The organism is Amycolatopsis sp. NPDC039088 (assembly GCF_055598845.1).
This window is the reverse complement of the sequence record NZ_JBVKAE010000023.1, coordinates 1-24,545: the sequence shown is the minus strand read 5'-3', so window position 1 is coordinate 24,545 and position 24,545 is coordinate 1. Positions and strand designations below refer to the sequence as shown.

Sequence of the window (24,545 nt, the reverse complement as noted above, 5' to 3'; positions counted from 1 at the left end):
CGTGGCAGGATGCGCGCTATGCCGGAGACCGGGGTCAATCTGCGCGGCCTGCGCCAGCACAACCGCGCGCTGCTGCTCGCGCACATCCTGCGCGCGGGCGGCCTCAGCCGCGTCGAACTCGCCGGACGCACCCGCCTCACCCAGCAGGCCGTCTCGAAGATCGTCCCCGAACTGCTCGACGCCGGCCTGCTCGACGAAGAGCGCCAGCCCGCGGCCGGGGTCGGCAAGCCGCGCACGCTGCTGCGCGTCCGCGCGGATGCCCGGTACGCCCTCGGCGCCCAGCTCGACCGGGACTCCTTCCGCGTGCTCAGTACCGACCTGACCGGGAAGATCATCTCGTCGGAAGGCGGCACGCTGCCCGCGGGGTTCACCCCTGACCAGGCCGTTTCCGCACTCGCCGAAGCGACCGAAACGCTGCTCGACGGCGTCGACCGCGAACGCGTGCTCGGCCTCGGCGTCGGCGCCGTCGGACCGCTCGACCATCGCGAAGGCGTCGTCCGGGACGCCACGAACATGCCGGGCTGGCACCACGTCCCCCTGCGCGACCTGCTCGCGAACCGCACCGGACTGCCCGTGCGGCTCGACAAGAACACCAACGCCGCCGCGTTCGCCCAGCACTGGCCCGAAGGCGACCAGACCGGGACCGCCGTCGTGCTCGTCGGCACCGGCATCGGCGTCGGCCTGCTGATCGACGGCAGGCTGTACCGCGGTCCCCGTACGAACGCGGGCGAGTTCGGGCACACGACCCTCGCCTTCGACGGGCCGCGCTGCGCTTGCGGGCGCCGCGGCTGCGTCGAGGTGCTGCACAACGCGGCGGCGACCACGGAAGAGGCGGCGGGCCTGTTGGGCACCGGCCTCGCCGACCTCGTCCAGATCCTCGACCTCGAACGCGTGGTGCTGACCGGACGCGCGGTCCGCGCGGAGCCGGAGATCTACCGCGACACCGTCGCCGCGCGGCTGCGGGAACTGCTGCCTTTGCCGCACTGGCAACGAATCCAGGTCGATCTCGACGAGATGGGCGACGACGTCGTCGCGTTCGGGGCGGCGGCCGAGGTGCTGGCCGGGTTCTACGACAGCGGCGACATCACCGGATGGTCACCCGGTTAGGCGCTAACATCCGCCACGTGTCCGACCAGACGACCCCGCCGGAGCCCGAGGCCCCGCTCTCCCTCACCCCGGGCGAACGGGTCATCCCGAGCTGGAACGAACCGCTCGTGGCCACGGCCACCCGGCCGATCGGCGGCCCGCTCGGCGAGCACGCGGCGGTGGGGCGGCACTGGTTCTGGTCGCCGCAGAGAGTCGGGCTGATGCTGGCCTGCCTCGCGCTGCTGCTGTCGTGGTTCGGCAAGGCGTCCTGCATCCAGCAGTACACCGACGACTCCGGGATGAGCCAGCTCGACTGGCGGGCGGGCCGCCCGTTCGTCGCGATGTGCTACTCGGACATCGTTCCGCTCTACAGTTCCGAGCGGCTGAACAATCCGGACACCTTCCCGTACGTGACTTCGTGGACCGAGAACGCGGGCACGGTGAAGGAGACCACGCGGTACATGGAGTACCCGGTCGTGACCGGGCTGTTCCAGTGGATCAACGCGAAGCTCACCGAAGCCTGGCTTTCGGTCGCGGAATCGGGCTGGCTGCCCGGCGCGCTCCCGGTCGCCGTCTACTTCAACATCTCCGCGCTCTGGCTCGCGCTGGCCTGGCTGGTGACGGTGTGGGCGACCGGCCGGTCGTTGAAACGCCGCCCGTGGGACGCCGCGCTGGTGGCGATCTCACCGCTGGTGCTGGTGCACACATTCACCAACTTCGACGCGATCGCGACCGCGTTCACCGCGACCGCGCTGCTCGCTTGGGCCAGGCGGCGGCCGGAGGTCGCGGGTTTCCTGCTCGGCCTCGGCGCGGCGGCGAAGCTGTATCCGCTGCTCCTGCTCATCCCGCTGTTCTTCCTGTGCCTGCGCGCGGGCAAGGTCAAACAGTGGGCGCTCACCGCGGGCCTCGCCGTGGCGACGTTCGTGGTGGTCAACGTCCCGTTCGCGCTCGCCGCGCCCACCGGCTGGTGGGAGTTCTTCCGGCTCAACACGGTCCGCCCGATGGATCCGGATTCGCTCTACAACGTGATCTCCCACCTCTCCGGCTGGACCGGTTTCGACGGGAAGCTCGCCACGGGCGAAACGCCGGTCGTGCTCAACACCGTCGTCGCACTGCTGTTCCTCGCCGCTTGCGCCGGCATCGGGTACCTCGCGCTGAAGGCACCGCGACGGCCACGGCTCGGCCAGCTCGCCTTCCTCGTGGTGGCCGCGTTCCTGCTGACCAACAAGGTGTGGAGCCCGCAGTACTCGCTGTGGCTGGTGCCCTTGGCGGTGCTCGCGATCCCGCGCTGGCGGCTGCTGCTCGGCTGGATGATCATCGACGCGCTGGTCTGGGCGCCGCGGATGATGTACTACCTCGGCGTCGACAACAAGGGGCTGCCCGAGGACTGGTTCCTCGGCACCGTCGTGGTCCGCGACCTCGCGGTGATCGGCCTGTGCGCGCTGGTGATCCGCGAGATCTACCAGCCGCGCACAGACCCCGTCCGCCTCGCCGGGGACGACGACCCGGTGGGTGGCTTCCTCGACGGCGCGCCCGACGCTAAGCGCGTTTCAACACCTCAGGCCCAGGGCGCTCCAGCTTGATCCGCTCGCCGAAGTCCTCGGCGCCGAAGTCGTCGATCTGGACGACGACCTCGTCGGGCGAGGTCTCGACGAGGCGGCAGGCGAACCAGTCCTCACCGTGTTTGACCGACCAGCGGTCGGCGAGGACGGCCAGTCCTTCGGCCTCCAGCAACGCGACGGAGTCGTCGAAGGCGGCAGGCCCGCCGAGCGGGTAGCCGAAAACGGTCAGTGCCTGCCAACGCGCGGCAGTGTCCTCTCGGGCGGGGACGACGTAGCCGACGTGCTCGCCGTCCTCCGCCCGGTACACGGTCCGGTGCTCGATCATGCGGATCAGGTTCGACCCTCCCGTGGCGTGAGGGTCAAGCCGATTACCGCACGGTGTAGCCGCCCTCACCGGTCCGGAAGAACGGAACCGGCCCGGTGCAGGGCAGGACGTCCTGCTCGATGGAGCCGTAGGCCCAGCTCCAGCCGATCCAGTCGTGGCCGCGCGGTTCGTCACGCACCGAGAAGCCGACTCGGCGGCCGACGACGTTCACCGGGAGCCCTGGGATGTCCGCGCGTTCGATCACGCCGGTCACCATGGCGAGGTCACCGGCGCGCGCGACGCAGTCGACCCGGCCGTCGAAGTCGGCGACGAGCTTCCCGGCCACGGACAAGTGATTCACGTGGAACCGACCAGAAGACTTTCCAGGCTCGCCGAAAGCCGCGAAGTCGAACCGGACAGGCTCACCCTCGTAACCGGGGAAGGTCAGCGGGCCTCCCGCCGATCCCACGACGACCGAACCGGACGACGGAGCCGCCGTCGCCTGCGTCGCCGCCAACGTTCCCCCGACGACGGCCAGCACGGCGACCGCGGCGATCTTCGACTTGATGTTCATGGCTTCCCCTCCAGTGCCGGGTGTTTCCCGGCCGAGGTCGAGCCTTTCGCGATCGGCGGGGGAGGTCCTCCCGCTGGAGAGGGAACGATCTCCCGCCTGGGTAGCCTCCGCGCATGGCCTTCCACCTGGCGCACGGCACGGTCGTGTACCGCACCACGACGCTGCACGGATACTCCGCGATCATCATGGTCGAGCGCTACGCGCGGGGCCGGTGGGAGCTGGCGGCGGAGCTGCCGCGCGCCGCCGAGGAGATCACCGGCGCCACCGCTCGGGAGAAGCTGGGCGACGCCGTCGACGAGCCCAGCGAGTTCGCCCAGGCACCGGACGAAAGCGGCACCGGTGGACTGCACGCCCGGCTGGCGCAGCTCGATTCGATGATCGACACCACGGTGAGCTGGCTGAGGACGAGCGCTGTCGGCACCGACACCGAACTGGCGTGGGCGCGCTACCAGTCGTCGGATTACGACTACGAGCTCGACACCCGGGAAGCCTTGCGCGACGCCGCCGCGCTCGTCTCGCAGATGGTCAGGCACCGCGACACCCTCGCGGCGCGGGCCGAGATGCGGCGCCGGAAGCACGAAGAAGAGGACGCCGACTGACGCATTCAGTCCTCTGAATGCGCCGTGGCATCAACGCCGTGAGCGCATTTAGAGGACTGAATGCGTGGGTGGGTCAGGCGGAGGCGACGCGTTCGCGGACGTAGGCGATGTCCGCGGCCTGGCCGTCGGCCGGGGTTTCGACGACCACCGGCGCGCCCGCCTCGGCCGCGACCGCGGCCAGCACCTCGGGATCGATCGTGCCGTCGCCGCCGACGACGTTGGCGTGCCGGTCACGCGTGGAGCCGAATTCGTCGCGCGAGTTGTTGAGGTGGACCAGATCGATCCGGCCGGTGATGGCCTTGACCTTCTTGACCGCCTCGGTCAGGTCCCAGCCCGCCGCGTACGCGTGGCAGGTGTCGAAACAGAAGCCCGCGCCGAATTCGCCGACCTTGTCCCAGAGCCGGGCGATCGTGTCGAGGTCGCGGGTCATCGCGTTGTCGCCGCCCGCGGTGTTCTCGATCAGGATCGGCACGGCGAAGCCGCCCTTCTCCTGTTCACGCTCGAAGAGCTTGCGCCAGTTGACGAGGCCTTCTTCGACGTCCTCCGCGGAACCGACGTGGCCGCCGTGCACGACAAGCCCTTTCGCGCCGATCTCGGCCGCGCCGTTCGCGTGCTGCGTGACGTTCTTCCGCGAGGGGATGCGGATGCGGTTGTTCATCGACGCCACGTTGATCAAATACGGCGAATGGATGTACACCTCGACCGGCGACTCTTTGATCGCTTCGCCGTGCGGGTGGGGTTTCGGAGCCTTCCAGCCCTGCGGGTCGGAAAGGAAGAACTGGAGAACCTCGGCGTCGCGTTCGGCGACCGCGGACAGCGGGTCGTCGTCGCGGACATGGGCGCCAATTTTCATGCTGGCAACTTACCCTCGCGAGAATTTCCCCGGCGCGGGCCGGATGGTCACGCTCGTGAGGTAGCGTGAGCGCGTTCTGTGAAAACCGCGTTGGGTCTTGAGGGGCGGAGGACGAACTCGATGGGGAAGACTGCCGGGCGGATCACGGTTTGGGGATTCGCGCTCTCGGTCTCGGCCGGACTCGCGTTCCCGACGATCGCGATGGCCGCGGAAGGGCCGAATCCGACCCTTTCCGGCGACTGCGCCACCACGCTGCAGAACGGACAGTCCGGCAACGGCCTCGTTCTCGACGCGGGCGCTCCGCTGAACTCGCCCGAGGCGCTGACCGTCGGTCTCGATTCGAAGGCCAAGACCGCCGAGGGTCGCAAGCCGCTGCTCTCCCTGCCGGTCGGTGACCTCGTGAAGGCGACCGGCCTCACCGACAACGCGGTCGGCGTCCTCGCCGCGAAGGGCGTCTGCCCGCCGGTGCAGGGCACCGTCAACGCGGTCGGCGATCTGACGCAGGGTGTCACCAAGGACGTCCCGCCGGTCGTGACTCCGCCGGAGACCAACCCGCCGAACCCCAAGCCGCCGCAGCCGCAGCCGCAGCCCCCGAAGCCGGGGCCGGGCCAGCCCGGCGGTCCGGGTAGCGAACTCCCGGTCGAATCCGGCCCGGGTTCCTCCACCGGCATCGGCGGCGACTCGATCGCCGGTGTCATCAGCAACGCCGCGCTGCTTCCCGGCAACTTCGTCCAGGCGCCGGTGATCACCGAGATCATCCCCGGCGAGGTGCCGCCGCCCACCGTCGACGAGAAGGACACCGGCAACGCGCAGGCCGTCCAGGCACCGGTCGCCCCGGCCAAGCTGCCGCTGCTCCTCGCGGTGCTGGCGCTGGCCGTCGTCGCCGCGGCGCTCGTCCGTGCCTGGCTGCGGGGCAAGCCCGCCTGATTTCACCGTCCGTGACGCCCGCTTCCACTCGAATGCCCGACCTCTTCGAGTGAGCGGGCGTCACTCGTCTCCATTAGCGTCGTTATGCGGGTAGATGACCCCGACGACGGAGGAGTCGAAGGCATGCGCGAACGGACACGGAGGGCGACCGCCCTGGGTGCCTCGGCCTTCATTCTCGCGGGCTCGGCCGCCCTCGCCATGCCGGGCACGGCCGCGGCCGCCGAGACCAAGACCGCCGCCTGCGGTGGATCGGTGACCGCGAAGCCCGGCGACACGATCCTCGGCACCACACCGTTGCTCGGCATCCCGCTCAACCTCGGCCAGGCGGGATCGGTCTCCGGAGTGCTCACCGGCACGATCAACGCACTGCTCGGCACGGTCTGCAAGGTGACGGTGACCGTGGTGAACACGGTGGTCGCACCGGTCCCGGTCGTCGGCGAACCCGCCGCGGAAGCACTGAACGGCGCCGTCACGGGCACCACCCAGGCGTTGACCGGCGGCGGCCAGAAGGCCCCCGGCACCCAGCCCGCTCCGGGGAAACCGGCCCCCGGGACCGGCGCCCCGCAACAGGGTGGCTCCGGCGGCACTCCGGCGCAGGGCGGCAACCCGGCGAGCGGCCCCGGTATCCCGGCCGCGAACAGCCCGCTGCTGCCCGGCACCTTCACCCCGAATTTCGGCGGCCTGCCTTGGGGTATCGGCACGGGCTACGCCCCGATGCGCGACTACAGCTCCATCCCGATGGCGACGGCCGGGCTCTTCAGTCCTTCGCCCGGCCTGCGCTACGGCAGCCAGATCCCCGGTTACGCGCCGCAGTTCGGCGTCGCCGCCGAAGGTGAGAACGGCACCGCGAACCCGGACGTCCACACCGCGGGACAAGCCGAAGCGCTACCGAACGTGAGCGACGGATTCACTCAGGACGGGAAACTTCCGCTGCTGATCGCCGTTTTGGCACTCTCCGGAGTCAGCGCGGGTCTGGTCCGGACCTGGGTCCTCCGCCGAATGGCCGCTTCAAGTTAGTCCTACCGCCTAGTATCTTTCTGATCACTCCCTCGTTATCCCCGTTGGCTGTGCTTTTTTCGCCGGTGAAAACCTGATGCACTGCCACACGCCCCCACCGACCCCGGAGGATCGCGCTCGTGCGGAAGACCACCATCTGGCAGACCACCCGCAAGGCGCTCACCGTCTCCGCACTCGCGGCCATGGTCACCGGCGGCGCGTTCCTGGCAGGCGGCACCGCCTCGGCGGCGACCACGCTGGCGAACGCGTGCGGCGGCACCGTCAACGGCGGGATCGGCGACACCGTCGCCATCACCGGCACCTCGGTCAAGGAACTGGTGCGCGCCGGTGCGAAGGAAGCGGGCACGCTGGCCCTCTACGACGTCGCCGCGAACGACATCGCCAAGGTCAACACCATCTCCGTCGGCACGGTCCCGAACGCCGCGGGCGGCTCCGTCCAGGGCGCGGCCATCGGCGCGGCCGTGCGGCAGGCGGTCAAGGACACCAAATCCTGGGGCCTCGGGCTCAACCCCGAGAAGACCCTCGACTCCATCCAGCACAAGGTCGCCGGCAGCTGCGGCCTGACCACGGTCGCCACGAACTACGTCGCGCCGACGCTGCCCACGCAGGGCACCACCGGCCCGCAGCAGGGCGGCAACGGCGGCGGCACCAACGCGCTGCCGTCCACCCCGAACCTGCTCCCCGGCAACAACAACGGCACCGGTTACGCCCCGCCGCGCGACTACGGCAACCTGCCGGTCGCGCAGCCGGGTGTCGCGGTGGCGCCGGGCGTGCGCTACCCGGCCAACAGCCCGCTTCCCGGCGAAGGCGCCCCGCAGTACGGCCTTCCCGGCGATGGCCAGGCCGGGCAGGGCCCGGACGTGCGCAACGCGGGCAACGCCGAGGCGCTCGCGACCGACGGCATGCCCGGCGGCGACGTCCAGCTGCCGATGCTGCTCGCGGTGCTCGTGCTCGCCGGCGTGACCGCCGCGCTGGTCCGCACCTGGGTCCTTCGCCGCGTCTCCTGACGCCCGCTCGGGGCCGGTGAAAGCCGCCAGGTACGCTTACCTGGACAAACCCTCCTGCCACGGACAGTCCGTGGCCGCGAGCCCATAGGAGGTGAGTGGTTGTGTCACGCCATTACGAGGTAATGGTCATCCTGGACCCCACGCTCGATGAGCGTACGGTCGCACCGACCCTGGACACCTTCCTCAACGTCATCCGCACTTCGGGCGGAAGCGTGGAGAAGGTCGACGTCTGGGGACGCCGCCGTCTGTCGTACGAGATCAAGAAGCACGCCGAGGGCATCTACGCGCTCCTCGACCTGAACTCGACGTCGGAAGCGGTCAAGGAGCTGGACCGTCAGCTCTCGCTTCAGGAGACCGTGCTCCGCACCAAGGTCATGCGCCGCGAGATCAAGCCGGCCAAGCCCGTCGCCGCCAAGGCCTGAGCCGAAGGACTTTTCCGATGGCTGGAGACACCGTCATCACGGTGATCGGCAATCTCACGTCCGACCCGGAGCTTCGCTTCACCCCTTCCGGTGCGGCGGTCGCGAACTTCACCGTCGCGTCCACCCCGCGCACGCTGGACAAGCAGTCCGGTGAGTGGAAGGACGGCGAGGCCCTGTTCCTGCGCTGCAACATCTGGCGTCAGGCGGCCGAGAACGTCGCCGAGTCGCTGACCCGTGGCGCGCGAGTCGTCGTGCAGGGGCGCCTCAAGCAGCGGTCTTTCGAGACCAAAGAAGGCGAAAAGCGCACTGTCGTCGAGCTCGAGGTCGATGAGATCGGTCCGTCGCTGCGCTACGCCACCGCCAAGGTGAACAAGGTCAGCCGTGGCACCGGTGGCGGTGGCGGCGGCTTCGGTGGTGGCGGCGGTGGAGGCCAGAGCGGCCCGCCCGCCGACGACCCGTGGGGTTCCGCTCCGCCCGCCGGCGGTGCCGGTGGTGGCGGTGGCTTCTCCGACGAGCCGCCCTTCTGATCCGAAAGTCGCATAGGGCGTCCACCGCGGGCGAAAGCTCCGCGAGACACCCAGAGACAACCACTACGTAGAAATCCAGGAGTAGCACCGTGGCCAAGCCACCCATCCGCAAGCCCAAGAAGAAGGTCTGCGTGTTCTGCAAGGCCGAGAAGAAGGGCCGCCCGGAGAACATCGACTACAAGGACACCAACCTGCTGCGGAAGTACATCTCCGACCGCGGCAAGATCCGTGCCCGCCGGGTGACCGGCAACTGCAGCCAGCACCAGCGTGACATCGCCATCGCGGTCAAGAACTCCCGCGAAATGGCGCTGCTGCCCTACACCTCGACCGCACGCTAAGGAGGCACGTCAATGGCGAAGATCATTCTCACCACCGACGTCGCCAACCTCGGTGGACCCGGCGACATCGTCGAGGTCAAGGACGGCTACGCACGCAACTTCCTCCTTCCCCGCGGCTACGCGATCGTGGCCACCAAGGGTGCGGAGAAGAACGTGCGCACGATCAAGCGGGCGCAGGAGAGCCGTCGCATCCGCGACCTCGACCACGCCAAGGAGATCAAGGCGACCCTGGAAGGCCTCGGCGCCATCCAGCTGACCGGCAAGGCGGCCGAAGGCTCGAAGAAGCTCTTCGGTTCGATCACCACCGCCGAGATCGTGGACGCGATCAAGGCCGCCGGCGGCCCGCTGCTCGACAAGCGCGTCATCGAGCTGAAGGACCACATCAAGACCGTGGGCAAGCACTCGGTCGGCGCCCGCCTGCACCCCGACGTCCGCGTCGACGTGCGGCTCGAGGTCAAGGCCAAGTAACACCGCTTCGGTACAGGGCGGGGCTTCTCCTTCACGGAGATGCCCCGCCCTTTGCTTTGCCACGGAACCCCACTCGGCCGGGTCACGTCTTAGGATTGACTCGACGTCGAGGCACGGGGACGCAAAAAGGGGATCTGGGAGCAATGGCTTACGACAGCAATGCCGAGCAGAACCGGCAGGAGAAGGTCACGGTGTCCGCGCCGGCCAACCCGGACAAGCCGGCGTCGACGTCCGGTGGAGGTGGCGGCGGCTTCACCTTCGACAAGGACAAGATCGACGGCATCATCAAGAAGTGGACGGACCTGCAGGTCGAGCTCAAGAAGGACTTCCGCGACGCGAACCTGATGGCGAACGTCAAGGCGCCGGGCAAGGAGTTCGCGAGCGGCGACTGGGAGAAGCTGGCCAACCCCTCGGGCAAGGCGTTCCTGGAGCAGAACCAGAAGATGCAGGACTACGTCCAGAACTACATCGACCAGCTGACCGCCGCGAAGCAGAAGATCGCCACGAACGAGGCCGAAACGCAGGCTTCGCTCAACAAGCACCGGGCCGTGTGATGCGCCGTTCCCTCGTCTTCGTTCTTGCCGCCGCCGCGCTGGTCGCGGGCTGTTCGGGCACCAAGAACGGCACGGCGTCCTCCGAGCCGTCGTACACGACCGGCGCCCCGAGCGCGTCGAGCGGTTCGTCCGGCTCCGCGCCCAAGGTGTCCAGCCCACTGAAGACCTCGTCGATCGAGAGCAACGCGTGCTCCGCGCTTTCCCCGGCGAAGCGGTCCGAACTCGGGCTCAGTGACGGTGAGCAGGGGACCACGAGCGCCGGCCCCGGTTGCTCCCTGTTCGCGGTGGACGACCGGCTGAACCAGATCGACATCAGCCCGGTGCTCGCGAACAAGAACGGCCTCAGCGACGTCTACGACACGAAGGCCAACGACGAATACTTCGAGCCGGCCGAGATCGCCGGATACCCGGCGGTGTACGCCGCGGCGCTCGACGGCCGCAAGAGCGGCAAATGCGGGCTGTTCGTCGGCGTGACCGACCAGCTGTCCGTGAACATCCTGGTGCAGTACGACCACGGGCCGGGCGCGAGCGACCCGTGCCCGGTCGCGCGCAAAGTGGGGGAAGCGATGATCGAGACGTTGAAGGAGGGCTGAGGCGTGTTCCTGCTGCCGATCATCGCCGGGTACTCGGCCTACAACCTGGCGACCACGAAATCCGGCGACTTCGAAGCGTCGGGCGGCGATCGCAAGATCGATTGCTACAACATCTGGGAGAAGATCGTCACCGGCCCGGGTACCGGGTCGATCCAGGAGGGCCAGGCCGCGGCGACCCGGCTCAAGGCCGGTTACCAGGACAGGCTGACCACCATCGACAGCCTGTCGAAGGAGATGGACGCCGCCTGGACGGGTAAGAGCGCCGAAGCCGCGCAGGAGTCCGGCGCGCATCCGCTGCGGGCCTGGATGGAGGACTCCGGCAAGAAGCTGACGGACTCCGACAAGTACCTCGGCGAGCAGAACACCGCGTTCACCACGGTGAAGGCGAAGGTCCAGCCGGTTCCGAAGGATCCGCCGAAGAACAACCTGCTCAACTCCATCACCCCGTGGACGACCGACACCGACCGCGCGATCCGGGACTACAACCAAAAGGGTCAAGCGAACGTCGACGCGTTCAACGAGTACTTCAAGGCCAGTTCCGAGAACGGCAAGAAGCTGCCCACCTACAGCAAGATGGAGGGGCAGAACACGAACGTCGACGTCAACGGCGGCGGCGGAAACGGCAAGGACAAGGACGGCAACGGGAACGGCCAGGGCGACCGGAACGGGCACAACGGCATGCCGGGCATCTCGACGCCGCCCGGTTCGATGCCGCCCGGCGGGATGCCGACCGTGCCCGGTGCGAACATCCCGGGTATCGGTACGCCGGGTGCGCACCCGCCGGGGTCGAATTTTCCGGGCAGCAACCTGCCCGGGTCGAACATCCCCGGCTCGAACCTGCCGGGTTCCGGCCTGCCCGGCGGGCAGTACAACCCGAACATCCCCGGCAGCAACTACAAGCCGCCGTCCTGGGACGACGGGACGAACGCCTCCGGCTTCACCCCGCCGAAGATCCCCGGTGCCGGCGGCTTCGGCCCGGGTAGCGGCGGAGGCGGTGGTGGTGGCGCCGGCTTCGGCGGCACCGACATCCCCGGAGCAGGCGGCTTCGGTCCGGACGGCGGCTTCGGCCCAGGGTTCGGTCCCGGTGCCGGGAGCGGCGCGGCCCTGCCCGGCAACGCGGGTGCGATGGGCGGCGCCGGCATGGGCGGCGGCGCGGCCGGAGCCGGTGCCGGAGCGGGTCGTGGCGCCGGCGGCATGATGGGCGGCATGGGCGGTATGGGAGCCGGTGGCGCGAAAGGCAAGGGCGGCGAGGACGAGGAGCGCAGCTCCAAATTCCTCGTCGGCGACGACCCCAACGAGATCTTCGGGACCGACGAACTCACCGCGCCGCCGGTGATCGGGGAGTAATACGTACTCCCGCGCCGGGCGCGTGCCAAAATTGGCGCCGCGCCCGGCTTGTCTTGTTCCGGGCTGGACGAACACGAACGACTAGGGGGCAGTTCCGGTGCTGGACAAGCAGGTCACCATCACGACCGGCACCCTCATCACGCTGATCCGCCGCCGAGGCGGCGAACCGCACACGATCCTGTCGGAAACCCCGACCTGGTACAGCGACGACGCGCAGCGGACCGAGGACGAACGGGCCAACGAGGAACTGGCGAGCCAGGGCCTCTTCGGCGCCAGGGGACTGCACCCCGGATTCAAGGCGACGCTCGAAGCCATCGCCAGGCCGTCCCTGGAGTACTACGGCTGGGTCGACGGCGGATTCGAGGGCAAGGCGCTGAGCTTCACCCTGCTGGCGGGCAGCAGCGGCGGGGAGGGCTTCGTACTCGCCCGGCACAGCGAACACGACGGCATCGCGCTCGGTTCGGTACGGCCCGAGGCGCTGCTCACCGAGTTCCTCGACCAGATCCCGAAGCTCGCGCCGGGACGCGGACGTCCGATCGCCGTTCCGAAGAGCCAGATCGAAGCGCCGCGCTCGTCGTCGACAGCACAGGACGAGGGCTTCGAGGTGCTTCGCAGCGGGCGGCAGAGCGCCGGCAGCCAGGAGGCCGACGAGCTTCGCCGCATCCTCGCGCTACGCCGGATGGGCAGCGGCAGCCTGTATGTCGCCGCTCGCGGCCGGAGCGGCGCGCGGCAGCGGATCGAACGCCCGGTGAACTACATCGATACGGCCGAGGGCCGGTGGCTGACCGAAGAGGTACCGGGGAGTGGCGAGCCGCGGATCGCCTTCACACCCGCCGACCAGCAGGTTCTCGCGGAACGACTACGGAGCGCACAGGGCAGGTTGTTCGCATCCTGAATCACACGCCGTTCAGCTCGGCGGGTGGACCCTCTACCCTCCGTAGCATTCATCCACAGGGCACCCCTGTGCGCCGCCGTGCGACACGCCGAACGACGTGTTTTGCCCGACACGCCGGACGGATTTGAATAAAGTTCTCCACAGTCTCTCCACAGGCCCTGACCAGCTGTTTTGTCAGACCATTCCAGCGTTGCCCACAAGTTGTACACAGGCTTTGGGCCACCTGTGAAGGGATGCCCGCAGTCATCCCCAGGTTGTCCACAGGGCGGTCCCCAGGCGAAATTGCGCTGGTCCTTTCGGGGGGCCTACCGTGCCCGCCGGGCCTGTACGCAGTGTTGCGTCGGAGGGGTCCGGGAGATGAACGCAGGGGAGCTCGGGGAGCCGCGGGAGGGCGGACGGCGGGCGCAGGGGACTGACCGGGGAAATTCTGGCATAATCGAACGCGTGTTCGATGCCTGAGGAGGTGGCAGCAGCGGTGGCGCTGACCGACGACCGCAATCCGATGTACGCGGAGTCCGACCCGGGTCCCAGCGACCCCGGTCCGCGTGGCGGTGAATACGACCGCCAGCCGCCGCAGGACATCGCGGCCGAGCAGTCCGTGCTCGGTGGCATGCTGCTGTCGAAGGACGCCGTCGCCGACGTCATCGAAGCCCTCGGCCCCGACGACTTCTACCGGCCCGCGCACCAGGCGATCTACGACGTCATCCTCGACCTCTACGGACGCGGTGAACCCGCGGACCCGATCACCGTCTCCGCCGAACTGGAACGCCGAGGCGAACTCGGCCGCGTCGGCGGCGCCCCGTACCTGCACACCCTGATCGCGACGGTGCCGACGGCGGCGAACGCCGGGTACTACGCGGAGATCGTCTCCGAGAAGGCGGTGCTGCGGCGCCTGGTCGAGGCGGGCACGCGGATCGTGCAGTACGGCTACGGCGCGGCCGCGGCCGACGGCGCGAACATCGACGAGGTCGTCGACCGCGCGCAGGCCGCGATCTACGACGTCACCGAGCGGCGCACCAGCGAGGACTACGTCGCGCTGGAAGAACTGCTCCAGCCGACCATGGACGAGATCGACGCGATCGCGTCGCGCGGCGGGCAGTCGCAGGGCATCCCGACCGGATTCGCCGACTTCGACGATCTGACCAACGGTCTGCACCCGGGACAGATGATCATCGTCGCCGCGCGGCCCGGTGTCGGCAAGGCACTCTCGCTGGACACCCCGCTGGCCACTCCCGACGGCTGGACGACCATGGGCGAAGTCCAGCCCGGCGACAGGCTGCTCGGTGCGAACGGACGCCCCACGACCGTGGTCGCGGCGACCGAGGTCATGGACGACCGCCCCTGCTATGAAGTCGAGTTTTCGGACGGCACGGTGATCGTCGCGGACGCCGAACACCAATGGCTGACCGACACCAGGGCGTCTCGCCGATCGGGTCGGTCAGCGCCGTCGGTGCGGACGACGGAAGAGCTGGCGGCCTCCGTGCGGTGCGAGACCGGGGACCGGCGAGCCAACCACTCGATCGCGACCACGGCCCCGCTGCAGCTGCCCGAACGCGAACTCCCGCTCCATCCCTACGCGCTCGGAGCCTGGCTGGGTGACGGCCACTCGGCCAGTGCACGGTTCACCACGGCCGACCCGGAGATCATCTGTTACCTCGAGGCGGAAGCCGGACTTCTGGTGGAACGCCGCGGTGAACTGTCGTACACCCTGCGGCTCGTCCCCCCGGACCCGGTGGAATACCGGCTTTGCGAGGTATGCGGAGAGCCGTGCCGCAACGAGCACGGCAGCGTGCAGGCGATTCTCCGCACGATGGGCGTACTCGGCGACAAACACATCCCCGTGGACTACCTGCGGGCGTCCGTCGAACAGCGCCGCGCCCTGCTCGCCGGTCTGCTCGACACCGACGGCACTGTCACCCATTCCGGCGCGGTTCAGTTCGCCGTGACGAACAAGGTGCTCGCGGAACAGACACGGGAACTGATCATCAGCCTCGGCTATCGCTGCTCGCTCACGACCAAGAAGGTCAAGGGACGCAGTGAGGCGACCTCGACGGCTTACATCCTCGGTTTCACCACGCAGGATCGAGTTTTCTGGCTGCAGCGCAAGCACCTGCTGCAGAAGGAACGGCTCACCAACGTCCGCGTCCGCCCCCACCTCCGCTACATCGTGGACGTCCGCCCCGTACCGTCCGTTCCGGTGCGGTGCGTGGAAGTCGACGCGCCGGATCATCTGTATCTGGCCGGTCGATCGATGGTCCCGACCCACAACTCGACGCTGGGTCTGGATTTCGCGCGTTCGGCGTCCATCAAGCACGGTCTGACCAGCGTCATCTTCTCGCTGGAAATGAGCAGGACCGAGATCGTCATGCGCATGCTCTCGGCCGAGGCTCGGATCCGGCTGGCGGATATGCGCGGTGGCAAGATGTCCGACGACGACTGGACGCGGCTCGCGCGCCGGATGAGCGAGGTCTCCGAGGCGCCGCTGTTCGTCGACGACTCGCCGAACATGACGATGATGGAGATCCGCGCGAAGGCCCGTCGGCTCAAGCAGCGCAACGACCTCAAACTCGTCGTCCTCGACTACCTGCAGCTGATGACGTCGGGCAAGCGCGTCGAGTCCCGGCAGCAGGAGGTCTCGGAGTTCTCACGGCAGATGAAGCTGCTGGCGAAGGAGATCGAGGTCCCGGTGATCGCGATCAGTCAGCTGAACCGTGGTCCCGAGCAGCGGACCGACAAGCGCCCGATGCTGTCCGACCTCCGTGAGTCCGGTTCGCTGGAGCAGGACGCCGACCTCGTCATCCTGGTCAACCGCCCCGACGCCTGGGAGCGGGACGACCCGCGGGCAGGCGAAGCGGACCTGATCATCGCGAAGCACCGTGCCGGGCCGACGGCGACGATCACCGTCGCGCACCAGCTGCACTACAGCCGGTTCGTCGACCTCTCGCACGACTAGGGCGCGACTGACGGTCAGGCCACTTCAGGCGTGACTTCAGCCGGGCTGGAAGAACGCGAGCAGCCTCTGGGCGGCGTCGGGCGCCATCAGCAGTTCCTGCATGTCCGCGGACATGCGGGCGGCGGCGCTGGTTCGTTCGAACATCTCGCGTTCGTATTCCTTGACGGCGGTCGGGTAGTCGTCGGGATGCGCGGCCAGGGCGAGAGCGAGCAGGGCGCCGTCGAGCAGCGCCATGTTGGCGCCCTCGCCCACCGGCGGCATCAGATGCGCGGCATCGCCGATCAGCGTGACGCCCGGTGCCGACGGCCAGGTCAGTCCGACCGGGAGAGCGGTGAGCGACCGCGGCACGACCAGGTCGTCGCAGGCCTCGATGAGCGCGGTGATCCGTGGGTCCCATCCGTCGAGCAGGTCGATCAGCCGCGCACGGGCGCCGTCGGGGTCGTCGAAGGGGATACCGCTGGTGGAGAGCCAGTCTTCGCCGGTGTTGTAGAAGCTGACGCCGATCCGGACGCGGCCGTCACCGTTTCGCTGCGCCCCCAAGGACACTCCGTCGCCCAGCACCCAGTAGTTGCCGCGTCCGACCATCGCCGCGAGGTCGGGGTGTGTGCGGTCGATGTCGGGAATGCCGACCTCGACGACGTTCTGGCCGAGATGCGCCGGGCGGGCGTCGGTGACCAGCGCGCGGACCCGGGACTGCGCGCCGTCCGCGCCGACCAGCAGGTCACAGGTCGCGCTCGCGCCATCGGCGAACCGCACCCTGCCGTTTTCGGCGGATTCGAACGCGTGCCCCCAGCGCACCGTGCCTTCGGGGAGCGAATCCAGCAGCAGGTCGCGTAGATCGGCGCGGTCGACCTCGGGCCGGGCGAGCGGGGCGTCGTCTGGCGTGTCCTCTTGGAGCAGCAAAGTGCCATCGGGCTGGAGAAGCCGCATGTCCTGCCCTTCACCACGGGCGATCTCGTAGAACTGGTCGATCAGACCTGCCTCGCGCAACGCCCGCTGGCCGGAGTGGATGTCGAGCATCCCGCCCTGACCGCGCGCCTCGCGTGACGATTCCCGTTCGTAGACGACGGCGTCGACGCCGTTCACGTGCAGCACCCTGGCGAGAGCCAGGCCACCCAGACCTGCTCCGACGATGGCGATGGTCATGTCGTCACTCCCTCGATACGCTGTACTTGTCGATACACTGTATCGCTTAATGCGATGTATTGTCAGCGCCATGTTGGTGTGGGAAAGGCCGGAGCCGCCGAATCGTCCGGTACCGGCCTCGCTGAGCCGGGAGGGGATCGTCCGAGCGGCGATCCGACTGGCCGACGCGGACGGCCTGGAAGCGGTGTCACTACGCAAGGTCGCCGCCGCCTTGGACGTCGGCCCGATGCGGCTGTACGGCTACATCGCGAGCAAGGAGGAGCTGCTCGACCTGATGGTCGACGCCGTCCACGCCGAGATCCGGCCTGCCGGAGACGACTGGCGAGAGGTGCTGCGGTCGCTCGCCGAAACCACCCGAAACGTCACTCACCAGCACGAATGGCTCGCCGATCTCCTGGGCGGCAGGCCCCGGCTCGGGCCGAACGCGATGGCGAGCGGGGAGACCGTGCTGGCCGCGCTGGACGACGTCGGCGTGGACGCGAAAATGCCGGTGGTCGCCGCGGTCAACTCGTACGTGATCGGTGCGGTGCGCCGGGAGATCGCCGAGCGGCGTGCCGAACGGGCCAGCGGGATGGACGAGAAGCGGTGGCAGAGCGCGCACGGACCCTATTTGGAACGGCTCTTCGCCACCGGCCGGTTCCCCGCGTTGGAGACGGTGGTGCGCGACGCCGTCCACCTGGACGCCGACCAGACCTTCCGGATCGGCCTCGACTTCCTGCTCGACGGCATCGAAGCCCGCCTGACGCGGCAAACGCCGTGACAGCCGCCGTGTCAGCGCGGTGACTGCCCCGTGTCAGCGCGGCACGCGAACGTGGTCACCATGACCAAGTCACTGAGGGGTAAGAGGAACGGAATTCTCCGGCGCGTCGGGCTCACGGCGCTGGGCGTCACACTGCTGGCAGGCGTGGCCGCGCCGACGGCCTCCGCCGGGCAGGACCGGCCGGAGCTGCAGCGCGCCGCCCAGGAATTCGTCGACGCCGGTTTCGGCGGGATGCTGCTGCGTGTCCGCGACGAGCGGGGCGAGTGGACCGGCAGCGCCGGGGTGCGTGAGCTGGGCGGAACGGCGAAGCCGCCGGTCAACGGCCACTTCCGGGTCGGCAGCACGACCAAGAACTTCACCGCGACCCTGGTGCTGCAGCTGGTCGCCGAAGGCAGGATCGGGTTGGACACCCCGGTCGCGGGCTTCCTGCCGCAGTTCGGGCTGGACCGGCGGATCACCGTGCGCATGCTGCTGCAGCACACCAGCGGTCTGTTCAACCACACCGGCCAGTACAACCCGGACGGGACGGTCACGCCGGGGATCCCGTGGGCAGGCAAGGAGTGGGTGGACAAGCGCTTCCACACCTACCAGCCCGAGGAGCTGGTGCGGCTGGCGGTGGCCAAACCGCCGGTTTTCGAGCCGGGGGCGGGCTGGAGCTACTCCAACACCAACTACGTGGTCGCCAGGCTCCTGGTCGAAAAGCTCACCGGCCACGCCTTCGCGGACGAGCTGGACCGGCGGATCCTGCGGCCGCTCAAGTTGCGGGACACCTTGTCGCCCGATGCCTGGCCGGGGATGCCCAAGCCGTACGCCCACGCGTACTACCGCTATGAAGACGCCGGTCAGTGGAAGACGATCGACATCACCCACCAGAACCCGTCCTGGATCTCCAGCGCGGGGGACATGATCTCGACGACCAAGGACCTCCAGACCTACTTCTCCGCGCTGCAGAGCGGCAAGCTTCTCCCGGCCACCCTCCTGGCCGAGATGCGCAAGACGCACCCGCAGAGCGAAAGCCTCTACGGCCGCTACGGCCTCGGACAGTTCACTCAGGACCTTGGCCCTGGCTGTATCGGCCCCGTCCTGAACCACAACGGCGGCCTCAACGGCTACGGATCGCTGATGTACAGCACGCCGGACGGCAGCAAGACGCTGACCGCGTCGATCACCGCCGGTGACGCGGCGAGCGACCCGACGCAGGCCTTCCCGGCGGCGCTGAACAAGCTGCTCAAGACGGTCTTCTGCGGTAAGTGAGGAAGAACGAGACGGCCGGCGGTCTATCCGTCGGCCGTCTGATTTTCCGCACTTGCCGCCAATCGGCCTGCCAGTGCGCTGACCAGGTCACGGAGTTCATCCGGCCGTTCGATGACGAACGGCTTGTCGAGCGAGGCGAGCAGGGGCGGGATCCAGTCGAGCCGTTGGGCCCGGATCCGGACGCGGACTCCGGCACCATCCGGTTCGAGGATGGCGACGGACGGCGGGAAGACGGTCCGGATCCGTTCGGGCGTCGCTCGAATCCACACGGATACGTCGTGCCGGTGCGGTGTCTCGGCGAGCGCTGTCAGCACGTGCTCGGCCGGGTCGAAATCGGACGGCATCTCGAACGTTCCGGTGTGTGCCTCGACCGACTTGATCCGGTCGGCGCGAAACGTCCGTACCTCTCCGCTGGCCGAGTCGAAGCCGGTCAGATACCACCGTCCGGAGTGCGCGACGACGCCGTACGGATGGACGACGCGTTCGCTGGCACCGCCGTGACCGGCGAGATACGCGAGTCCGAGCGGGCGGCGATCCCGCGCCGCCTCCGCGACGGTGAGCAGGACCTCTGCCTCGGCGGACAGGGCTTGCCGGGCGGGCGCGGTGAAGTCGGCGGTCTCCACTAACGCGTCCAGCCGTCTGCCCAGGGCTTCGGGCAGGACCCGACGGACTTTCGCGACCGCGCTCTCGGCGGCCGCGACCGACGTGGTGATCAGCCCGGCACGGCGTCCCGCGACGAGTCCGAGCAGGACGGCGAGCGCCTCCTCGTCGGTGAGCATCAGCGGCGGCATCCGGTAGCCGGGGGCGAGGCGGTATCCGCCGTACCTGCCGCGCACCGAACGGACCGGGATGTCCAGGTCGAGGAGGTGCTCGACGTAGCGGCGGACGGTGCGCTCGTCGACGTCGAGCCGTCCGGCGAGTTCGGCGACGGTGCGGGTGCCGCCGCTCTGGAGGATCTCCAGCAGGGCCAGTACTCGCGCGATCGGACGGGTCACGAAAAGAGCGTCGCAATACCGGGCGGATTCTGTCCAGTATCGCTTTTAGCGTGGTCGGTGTCCCGCTTCCCGCACCGAGAGGATCCACCCATGCAGTTCGTTTCCGTCCGCGTCATCACCAACGACGTCGCCCGCCTCACCCGCTTCTACGAGCGGGCGACCGGCATCGAGGCCCGATGGCGCGCGGAGCAGTTCGCCGAACTCGTCGGCCCGTCGTGCACCTTGGCGATCGGCGGCGCCGAGACGATGACCCTGTTCGGCGCGGGCGCCGCGGTGCCCGAATCGAACCGGACCGCGATCCTCGAGTTCCGCGTCGAGGACGTCGACCGGGAGTACGAAAGGCTGGCGGACCTGGCCCCCGAGATCGTGCAGAAGCCGACCACGATGCCGTGGGGGAACCGGTCGCTGCTGTTCCGCGACCCGGACGGCAACCTGGTGAACTACTTCACGCCGAGCGCGCCGTAGTTCCGGACGAAGGCGGTCAGCAGCCGGGCGAACTCGCGCCGGTCTTCTTCCGGCCAGTCCGCCATCGCCTCGGCGAACACCGAACGACGGAACTCGTGCATGCGCGTCACCTCGGCGCGCCCGGCGTCGGTGAGCACCAAGACGGCCCGGCGGCCGTCACGCTGATCGGCCTCACGCCGGAGGAAACCATCGTCGACGGCCCGCGCGACCAGACGGCTCGCGCGCGGCTGGTCGATGGTCAGTGCCACCGCGAGGCTCGTGACGGTGCCCGGCTCGCCGCTCTCCTCGGCCGCTTCGACGGCGTCGAGGAGGCCCTGCACCGCCTGGTCCGGCATCGATTCGGCGCGATCGCGGGCGAGCTTCGACAGCGAGCGTCTCGCCTGGCTCCGCCGGATGGCGATCATCGCGCGTTCCACGTCGGCGACGGCGTCGTTGTTCACAGGACGAGTATCCCCACCGGGGAATAAGGCGGAACGCGGCGGCGTCGTCTCTCGTATTAGTTGAAAATTCAAACACCTGGAGCTGACATGACCCCGGTGCTTTACCTCAGCCACGGCGCGCCGCCGCTCGCCGACGACGCCACCTGGACCCGCCAGCTCGCCGGCTGGTCGGCGGACCTCGAAAAGCCGAAGGCCATCCTCGTCGTCTCCGCGCACTGGGAAGAGGCGCCGCTGACCCTCGGCGCCACCACCACGGTGCCGCTGGTCTACGACTTCTGGGGCTTCCCCGATCGCTACTACCAGGTGAAATACGCCGCACCCGGCGCTCCCGAACTCGCGGACAAGGTGCGGAAACTCCTGCGCTCGACCCGAACTCCGGTCCACGACGCGCCCGACCGCGGCCTCGACCACGGCGCCTACGTCCCGCTCGTGGAGATGTACCCGGACGCCGACATCCCGGTGCTGCAGGTGTCCATGCCGTCGCTGGACCCGCGGGAGCTGTTCGACCTCGGCCGGAAGCTCGCGCCGCTGCGCGACGAGGGCGTGCTGATCATCGGCAGCGGTTTCTTCACGCACAACCTGAGCGCGATGCGCCAGACCGACGGCACCGACGGCACGCCGCCGTCATGGTCGAGCGAATTCGATCACTGGGGTGCGGAAACCCTGCGCGAGGGCGACCTCGACGCGCTGCTGGACTTCCAGCACAAGGCACCCGCCGCGGCCATCGCGCACCCCAGGATCGAGCACTTCGCACCGCTGTTCGTCTCGCTCGGCGCGAGTTCTTCCGAAGGAAAAGGCGAGACCGTCATCGACGGCTACTGGTACGGCCTCGCCAAGCGTTCCCTCCAGTTCGGCTAACGGGATCGAAGGACGCCGGCGCCCGCCACCAACCCGAGTGCGAGCAGCGTGACCAGCCCGAAGGACACCGTCAGCGACGTCAGGTCGGCGATCCCGCCGATCAGCGACGGCGCGACGAGCCCGGAGGAGTAGGTGATGGTCGCGACGCCCGCGATCGACTGGCTCGGCGTCGGGCCGCTGCGTCCGGCCGCCGCGAAGGCGAGCGGCACGACGACGGAGACACCGAGCCCGATCAACGCGAACCCGGCCATCGCCATCACCGGATGCGCGGCCGAGACGACCAGCAGACCGCCCGCCGTCGCGAAAGCGCCGCCCGCGCGAACCGTCTTCACCGCGCCGAAGCGCCGCACCAACGCGTCGCCGGAAAGGCGGGCGACCGCCATCGTGCAGGTGAACGCGGTGGTCGACGCCGCCGCGATACCGGGCGAGGTGCCGAGGACGTCGCGCAGGTAGACGGCGGACCAGTCGAGGCTCGCCCCTTCGGCGAAGACAGCGCAGAACGCGACGGCCCCGATGATCACGGCCGACTTCGGTGGCAACGCGAACCTCGGCGGCGGATGCTCGTCGGGTGCGCTGCGGACGTCGAGCACCCCTTGGCAGATGAGCGCGCCGGCGACGGTGAGCACGGCCGACGCGATCGCCAGATGCACCCGGGCGTCCAGTGCGGCGTGCGCGGCGAGCGCACCGGCGGCGGATCCGACGAGCGCGCCCGTGGTCCACATGCCGTGCAGCCCCGACATGACCGACTTGCCCATCTTCTCCTCGACGTCGACACCCAGTGCGTTCATCAGCACGTCCGAGGTGCCCGCCGCCGTGCCGAAGACGAACAGCGCCAGGCACAGGGTGAAGAGATTGCCCGCCAGTGACGGCAGGATCAGCGCGAGCGTCCAGTACGCGAGCAGCACTCGCAGTCCCTGACGACCACCGAGCCGGTGCCCGATCCGCGCGGCGAGCGGCATGGTGAGCGAAGCACCGATGGCGGGGAAGGCGAGCGCGAGGCCGAGCTGCCCCGCGCTGATCCCCGCGTGTTCCTGGATCCACGGGATCCGGGTGGCGAAACTCCCGGTCACCGCGCCGTGCACGGCGAAGACGGCGGCGACGGCGACCCGCGCCTGCCGTACCCGCCGCGTCGGCTCGCCGACGGTTTCCACTGCATTACTCACTGGGCCCCCAAGGTCCACGAGACAACCCGATGAGCGTCAGCGTAAACTATCAGGAAGGGAACCTGATAATTAATTCTGGGAGGATCTGCCGGTGAGTGTCATTCGGACGCCGTCCGCCTCCCCGAGTACCGCACGGGCCATCAACGACCGGCTCGCCCTCGACCTGCTCCAGCGCGAGGGCCCGCTGACGGCCGCTCAGCTCAAGACGTCGACCGGGCTTTCCCGGCCGACCGTCGCCGACCTCGTCGAACGGCTGCAGGACGCCGGGCTGATCGCCGTCGTCGGCGAAGCGGGCGCCGAACGCCGAGGTCCCAACGCGAAGTTGTACGGCATCGTCGCCGAACGCGCGTTCCTCGCCGGCCTCGACATCCGTACGCACGGCATGGCCGTTTCGGTCGCGGACCTGCTGGGGCGGACCCGCGCGGAGGCCTCGCTCCCGTTCGAGCTGGACATCGACACCGACGTGGCCGTCGAACGCGCGATCACACTGCTGGAGACCACCACCGCCGAAGCTGGCGCGTCCGTGCTGCACACGATCGCCGTCGGCGCTCCCGGACTGGTCGATCCGGCGACCGGAGGACTGCGTCCCGCCGGGGGATTGCCCGCGTGGCACGGGAGACTCGTCTTCGAACTCCGGCGACGGCTGGGCATCCCGGTGCTGCTGGAGAACGAGGTCAACCTCGCGGCCGCGGCCGAACAACGACTCGGCGCCGCCCGCGACCGGGACACGTTCGTCCTGCTGTGGCTCGGTTTCGGCGTCGGCGCGGCCGTGGTCCTCGACGGTTCACTGCGCCGGGGCGCGTCGGGCGGTGCGGGGGAGATCGGGTTCCTGCCGATGCTCGGTCCCGGTCGGCTTCCTACGGCGACCGATTGCGACGGCGGCTTCCACACCCTCGCGGGCAGCGCCGCGATCTGCGAACTGGCCCGAGCGCACGGCATCCCGGCTTCGCCCGCCGACAACGCCGAAGCGGCCGAAGCGGCTGTCGGGTACGCGATCGACGCGGATGCCGAAGACTTCCTGGAGATCCTCGCGGAGCGGATCGCCATCGGCTCCGCCGCGGTCACCGCGGTACTGGACCCGGGCTGTGTCGTACTCGGTGGCGAAGTCGGCCGGGCGGGCGGCGACGCGCTGGCGGACCGGGTGAGCCGCCGGCTCGCGGAGATCTCGCCGCTGCGAACCGAGGTACGCGCGGGGACCGTCGGCGGCGGCGCGGTGCGGGAAGGCGCGGTGCTGACCGCGATGGGCGCGGCACAGGAGGCCCTGTTCGGAAAGACTCCGTGAAGGCCTCCTTCCCTACGCTCAAGGTCAGGGGCCCGGCAAAGTCGGGATCGTGCAGGTCGGGGACCTCTTGGTCATGGCGCAGGCCGACGTCTATGAAGGAATTGGGACGTTGAGCCTGGATCCACCGGTGTGGTGTGGGTGTTTGGGGTGTGTCTG

At 69.1% G+C, this 24,545-nt stretch carries 27 protein-coding genes; 20 read left to right on the top strand and 7 right to left on the bottom strand.

The window, feature by feature from the left end; all coding sequences use genetic code 11:
- Nucleotides 1-18 precede the first annotated feature (18 nt).
- Nucleotides 19-1,107, top strand: coding sequence for an ROK family transcriptional regulator (locus ACZ7KI_RS27010; RefSeq protein ID WP_470275868.1), 1,089 nt, complete (start codon nucleotides 19-21; stop codon nucleotides 1,105-1,107).
- A gap of 17 nt (nucleotides 1,108-1,124) precedes the next feature.
- Nucleotides 1,125-2,669: a glycosyltransferase family 87 protein gene (locus ACZ7KI_RS27005; RefSeq protein WP_470275867.1), complete on the top strand. Its 1,545-nt coding sequence runs from the start codon at nucleotides 1,125-1,127 to the stop codon at nucleotides 2,667-2,669.
- On the opposite strand, the gene ACZ7KI_RS27000 is transcribed toward ACZ7KI_RS27005, so the two are convergent.
- On the bottom strand, nucleotides 2,626-2,973 hold the full coding sequence (locus ACZ7KI_RS27000; RefSeq protein WP_470275866.1) for a hypothetical protein: 348 nt from the start codon (nucleotides 2,971-2,973) through the stop codon (nucleotides 2,626-2,628). The genes ACZ7KI_RS27005 and ACZ7KI_RS27000 overlap by 44 nt on opposite strands.
- Before the next feature lie 43 nt (nucleotides 2,974-3,016).
- Nucleotides 3,017-3,526 carry a hypothetical protein gene (locus ACZ7KI_RS26995; RefSeq protein WP_470275865.1) on the bottom strand — a complete coding sequence of 170 codons (510 nt, stop codon included), beginning with the start codon at nucleotides 3,524-3,526 and terminating at the stop codon, nucleotides 3,017-3,019.
- A 113-nt stretch (nucleotides 3,527-3,639) separates the two neighbouring features.
- Between ACZ7KI_RS26995 and ACZ7KI_RS26990 the strand changes: the two genes are divergently transcribed.
- Complete coding sequence (locus ACZ7KI_RS26990) at nucleotides 3,640-4,125, top strand: hypothetical protein (RefSeq protein ID WP_470275864.1); 486 nt, start codon at nucleotides 3,640-3,642, stop codon at nucleotides 4,123-4,125.
- 73 nt (nucleotides 4,126-4,198) lie between these two features.
- Here the strand turns inward: ACZ7KI_RS26990 and ACZ7KI_RS26985 are convergent, their stop codons facing one another.
- Nucleotides 4,199-4,978: a deoxyribonuclease IV gene (locus tag ACZ7KI_RS26985; RefSeq protein ID WP_470221494.1), complete on the bottom strand. Its 780-nt coding sequence runs from the start codon at nucleotides 4,976-4,978 to the stop codon at nucleotides 4,199-4,201.
- Nucleotides 4,979-5,098: 120 nt separating this feature from the next.
- Between ACZ7KI_RS26985 and ACZ7KI_RS26980 the strand changes: the two genes are divergently transcribed.
- The 12 genes from ACZ7KI_RS26980 to dnaB all read left to right on the top strand — a co-directional run bounded on the left by ACZ7KI_RS26980 (nucleotide 5,099) and on the right by dnaB (nucleotide 16,026).
- Nucleotides 5,099-5,905 carry a hypothetical protein gene (locus ACZ7KI_RS26980; RefSeq protein WP_470275863.1) on the top strand — a complete coding sequence of 269 codons (807 nt, stop codon included), beginning with the start codon at nucleotides 5,099-5,101 and terminating at the stop codon, nucleotides 5,903-5,905.
- 123 nt (nucleotides 5,906-6,028) lie between these two features.
- Nucleotides 6,029-6,922, top strand: coding sequence for a hypothetical protein (locus tag ACZ7KI_RS26975; protein WP_470275862.1), 894 nt, complete (start codon nucleotides 6,029-6,031; stop codon nucleotides 6,920-6,922).
- Between the two features lie 119 nt (nucleotides 6,923-7,041).
- Entirely contained in the window at nucleotides 7,042-7,929 is an 888-nt protein-coding gene (locus tag ACZ7KI_RS26970) for a hypothetical protein (protein WP_470275861.1), read from the top strand.
- 101 nt (nucleotides 7,930-8,030) lie between these two features.
- Complete coding sequence (rpsF, locus tag ACZ7KI_RS26965; protein WP_177242327.1) at nucleotides 8,031-8,351, top strand: 30S ribosomal protein S6; 321 nt, start codon at nucleotides 8,031-8,033, stop codon at nucleotides 8,349-8,351.
- Between the two features lie 17 nt (nucleotides 8,352-8,368).
- A complete protein-coding gene (locus ACZ7KI_RS26960; RefSeq protein ID WP_465459706.1) occupies nucleotides 8,369-8,878 on the top strand; it encodes a single-stranded DNA-binding protein in 510 nt (169 codons plus the stop codon).
- 89 nt (nucleotides 8,879-8,967) lie between these two features.
- Complete coding sequence (gene rpsR, locus ACZ7KI_RS26955) at nucleotides 8,968-9,216, top strand: 30S ribosomal protein S18 (protein WP_005168122.1); 249 nt, start codon at nucleotides 8,968-8,970, stop codon at nucleotides 9,214-9,216.
- Between the two features lie 12 nt (nucleotides 9,217-9,228).
- Nucleotides 9,229-9,684 carry a 50S ribosomal protein L9 gene (rplI, locus tag ACZ7KI_RS26950; protein WP_465500183.1) on the top strand — a complete coding sequence of 152 codons (456 nt, stop codon included), beginning with the start codon at nucleotides 9,229-9,231 and terminating at the stop codon, nucleotides 9,682-9,684.
- Nucleotides 9,685-9,827: 143 nt separating this feature from the next.
- Nucleotides 9,828-10,238 carry a hypothetical protein gene (locus ACZ7KI_RS26945; protein ID WP_470275860.1) on the top strand — a complete coding sequence of 137 codons (411 nt, stop codon included), beginning with the start codon at nucleotides 9,828-9,830 and terminating at the stop codon, nucleotides 10,236-10,238.
- Entirely contained in the window at nucleotides 10,238-10,831 is a 594-nt protein-coding gene (locus ACZ7KI_RS26940) for a DUF3558 domain-containing protein (protein WP_470275859.1), read from the top strand. The genes ACZ7KI_RS26945 and ACZ7KI_RS26940 overlap by 1 nt, the downstream gene beginning before the upstream one ends.
- A 3-nt stretch (nucleotides 10,832-10,834) precedes the next feature.
- On the top strand, nucleotides 10,835-12,178 hold the full coding sequence (locus ACZ7KI_RS26935; RefSeq protein WP_470275858.1) for a PPE domain-containing protein: 1,344 nt from the start codon (nucleotides 10,835-10,837) through the stop codon (nucleotides 12,176-12,178).
- 97 nt (nucleotides 12,179-12,275) lie between these two features.
- On the top strand, nucleotides 12,276-13,073 hold the full coding sequence (locus ACZ7KI_RS26930; RefSeq protein WP_470275857.1) for an ESX secretion-associated protein EspG: 798 nt from the start codon (nucleotides 12,276-12,278) through the stop codon (nucleotides 13,071-13,073).
- 475 nt (nucleotides 13,074-13,548) lie between these two features.
- On the top strand, nucleotides 13,549-16,026 hold the full coding sequence (gene dnaB / locus ACZ7KI_RS26925; protein ID WP_470275977.1) for a replicative DNA helicase: 2,478 nt from the start codon (nucleotides 13,549-13,551) through the stop codon (nucleotides 16,024-16,026).
- Between the two features lie 36 nt (nucleotides 16,027-16,062).
- Here dnaB and ACZ7KI_RS26920 read toward each other — a convergent pair whose 3' ends face one another.
- Nucleotides 16,063-17,172, bottom strand: a complete 1,110-nt coding sequence (locus ACZ7KI_RS26920) for an FAD-dependent oxidoreductase (protein WP_470275856.1) — start codon at nucleotides 17,170-17,172, stop codon at nucleotides 16,063-16,065.
- Nucleotides 17,173-17,242: 70 nt separating this feature from the next.
- Between ACZ7KI_RS26920 and ACZ7KI_RS26915 the strand changes: the two genes are divergently transcribed.
- Together ACZ7KI_RS26915 and ACZ7KI_RS26910 are read left to right on the top strand one after the other, a co-directional pair.
- Nucleotides 17,243-17,932: a TetR/AcrR family transcriptional regulator gene (locus ACZ7KI_RS26915; RefSeq protein ID WP_470275855.1), complete on the top strand. Its 690-nt coding sequence runs from the start codon at nucleotides 17,243-17,245 to the stop codon at nucleotides 17,930-17,932.
- 60 nt (nucleotides 17,933-17,992) lie between these two features.
- A complete protein-coding gene (locus ACZ7KI_RS26910) occupies nucleotides 17,993-19,186 on the top strand; it encodes a serine hydrolase domain-containing protein (RefSeq protein WP_470275854.1) in 1,194 nt (397 codons plus the stop codon).
- A 23-nt stretch (nucleotides 19,187-19,209) separates the two neighbouring features.
- Here ACZ7KI_RS26910 and ACZ7KI_RS26905 read toward each other — a convergent pair whose 3' ends face one another.
- Nucleotides 19,210-20,181, bottom strand: a complete 972-nt coding sequence (locus tag ACZ7KI_RS26905) for a helix-turn-helix transcriptional regulator (RefSeq protein WP_470275853.1) — start codon at nucleotides 20,179-20,181, stop codon at nucleotides 19,210-19,212.
- 90 nt (nucleotides 20,182-20,271) lie between these two features.
- On the opposite strand from ACZ7KI_RS26905, the gene ACZ7KI_RS26900 reads away from it, so the two are divergent.
- Complete coding sequence (locus tag ACZ7KI_RS26900; RefSeq protein WP_470275852.1) at nucleotides 20,272-20,646, top strand: VOC family protein; 375 nt, start codon at nucleotides 20,272-20,274, stop codon at nucleotides 20,644-20,646.
- On the opposite strand, the gene ACZ7KI_RS26895 is transcribed toward ACZ7KI_RS26900, so the two are convergent.
- Nucleotides 20,622-21,050 carry a MarR family winged helix-turn-helix transcriptional regulator gene (locus ACZ7KI_RS26895; protein ID WP_470275976.1) on the bottom strand — a complete coding sequence of 143 codons (429 nt, stop codon included), beginning with the start codon at nucleotides 21,048-21,050 and terminating at the stop codon, nucleotides 20,622-20,624. The genes ACZ7KI_RS26900 and ACZ7KI_RS26895 overlap by 25 nt on opposite strands.
- A 123-nt stretch (nucleotides 21,051-21,173) precedes the next feature.
- Here ACZ7KI_RS26895 and ACZ7KI_RS26890 point away from each other — a divergent pair, with 123 nt between their 5' ends.
- Entirely contained in the window at nucleotides 21,174-21,944 is a 771-nt protein-coding gene (locus ACZ7KI_RS26890) for a dioxygenase family protein (RefSeq protein WP_470275851.1), read from the top strand.
- On the opposite strand, the gene ACZ7KI_RS26885 is transcribed toward ACZ7KI_RS26890, so the two are convergent.
- Nucleotides 21,941-23,107 carry an MFS transporter gene (locus ACZ7KI_RS26885; protein ID WP_470275850.1) on the bottom strand — a complete coding sequence of 389 codons (1,167 nt, stop codon included), beginning with the start codon at nucleotides 23,105-23,107 and terminating at the stop codon, nucleotides 21,941-21,943. The two genes, ACZ7KI_RS26890 and ACZ7KI_RS26885, sit on opposite strands and share 4 nt — an antisense overlap.
- Before the next feature lie 91 nt (nucleotides 23,108-23,198).
- On the opposite strand from ACZ7KI_RS26885, the gene ACZ7KI_RS26880 reads away from it, so the two are divergent.
- Nucleotides 23,199-24,389, top strand: a complete 1,191-nt coding sequence (locus tag ACZ7KI_RS26880) for an ROK family transcriptional regulator (protein WP_470275849.1) — start codon at nucleotides 23,199-23,201, stop codon at nucleotides 24,387-24,389.
- Nucleotides 24,390-24,545 lie beyond the last annotated feature (156 nt).

Coding starts and splice junctions, on each gene's coding strand:
- ACZ7KI_RS27010 (WP_470275868.1), top strand. CDS start 19: ATGCCGGAGACCGGGGTCAATCTGCGCGGCCTGCGCCAGCACAACCGC.
- ACZ7KI_RS27000 (WP_470275866.1), bottom strand. CDS start 2,973: ATGATCGAGCACCGGACCGTGTACCGGGCGGAGGACGGCGAGCACGTC.
- ACZ7KI_RS26995 (WP_470275865.1), bottom strand. CDS start 3,526: ATGAACATCAAGTCGAAGATCGCCGCGGTCGCCGTGCTGGCCGTCGTC.
- ACZ7KI_RS26990 (WP_470275864.1), top strand. CDS start 3,640: ATGGCCTTCCACCTGGCGCACGGCACGGTCGTGTACCGCACCACGACG.
- ACZ7KI_RS26985 (WP_470221494.1), bottom strand. CDS start 4,978: ATGAAAATTGGCGCCCATGTCCGCGACGACGACCCGCTGTCCGCGGTC.
- ACZ7KI_RS26980 (WP_470275863.1), top strand. CDS start 5,099: ATGGGGAAGACTGCCGGGCGGATCACGGTTTGGGGATTCGCGCTCTCG.
- ACZ7KI_RS26975 (WP_470275862.1), top strand. CDS start 6,029: ATGCGCGAACGGACACGGAGGGCGACCGCCCTGGGTGCCTCGGCCTTC.
- ACZ7KI_RS26960 (WP_465459706.1), top strand. CDS start 8,369: ATGGCTGGAGACACCGTCATCACGGTGATCGGCAATCTCACGTCCGAC.
- rplI (WP_465500183.1), top strand. CDS start 9,229: ATGGCGAAGATCATTCTCACCACCGACGTCGCCAACCTCGGTGGACCC.
- ACZ7KI_RS26945 (WP_470275860.1), top strand. CDS start 9,828: ATGGCTTACGACAGCAATGCCGAGCAGAACCGGCAGGAGAAGGTCACG.
- ACZ7KI_RS26940 (WP_470275859.1), top strand. CDS start 10,238: ATGCGCCGTTCCCTCGTCTTCGTTCTTGCCGCCGCCGCGCTGGTCGCG.
- ACZ7KI_RS26920 (WP_470275856.1), bottom strand. CDS start 17,172: ATGACCATCGCCATCGTCGGAGCAGGTCTGGGTGGCCTGGCTCTCGCC.
- ACZ7KI_RS26915 (WP_470275855.1), top strand. CDS start 17,243: ATGTTGGTGTGGGAAAGGCCGGAGCCGCCGAATCGTCCGGTACCGGCC.
- ACZ7KI_RS26910 (WP_470275854.1), top strand. CDS start 17,993: ATGACCAAGTCACTGAGGGGTAAGAGGAACGGAATTCTCCGGCGCGTC.
- ACZ7KI_RS26900 (WP_470275852.1), top strand. CDS start 20,272: ATGCAGTTCGTTTCCGTCCGCGTCATCACCAACGACGTCGCCCGCCTC.
- ACZ7KI_RS26895 (WP_470275976.1), bottom strand. CDS start 21,050: ATGATCGCCATCCGGCGGAGCCAGGCGAGACGCTCGCTGTCGAAGCTC.
- ACZ7KI_RS26890 (WP_470275851.1), top strand. CDS start 21,174: ATGACCCCGGTGCTTTACCTCAGCCACGGCGCGCCGCCGCTCGCCGAC.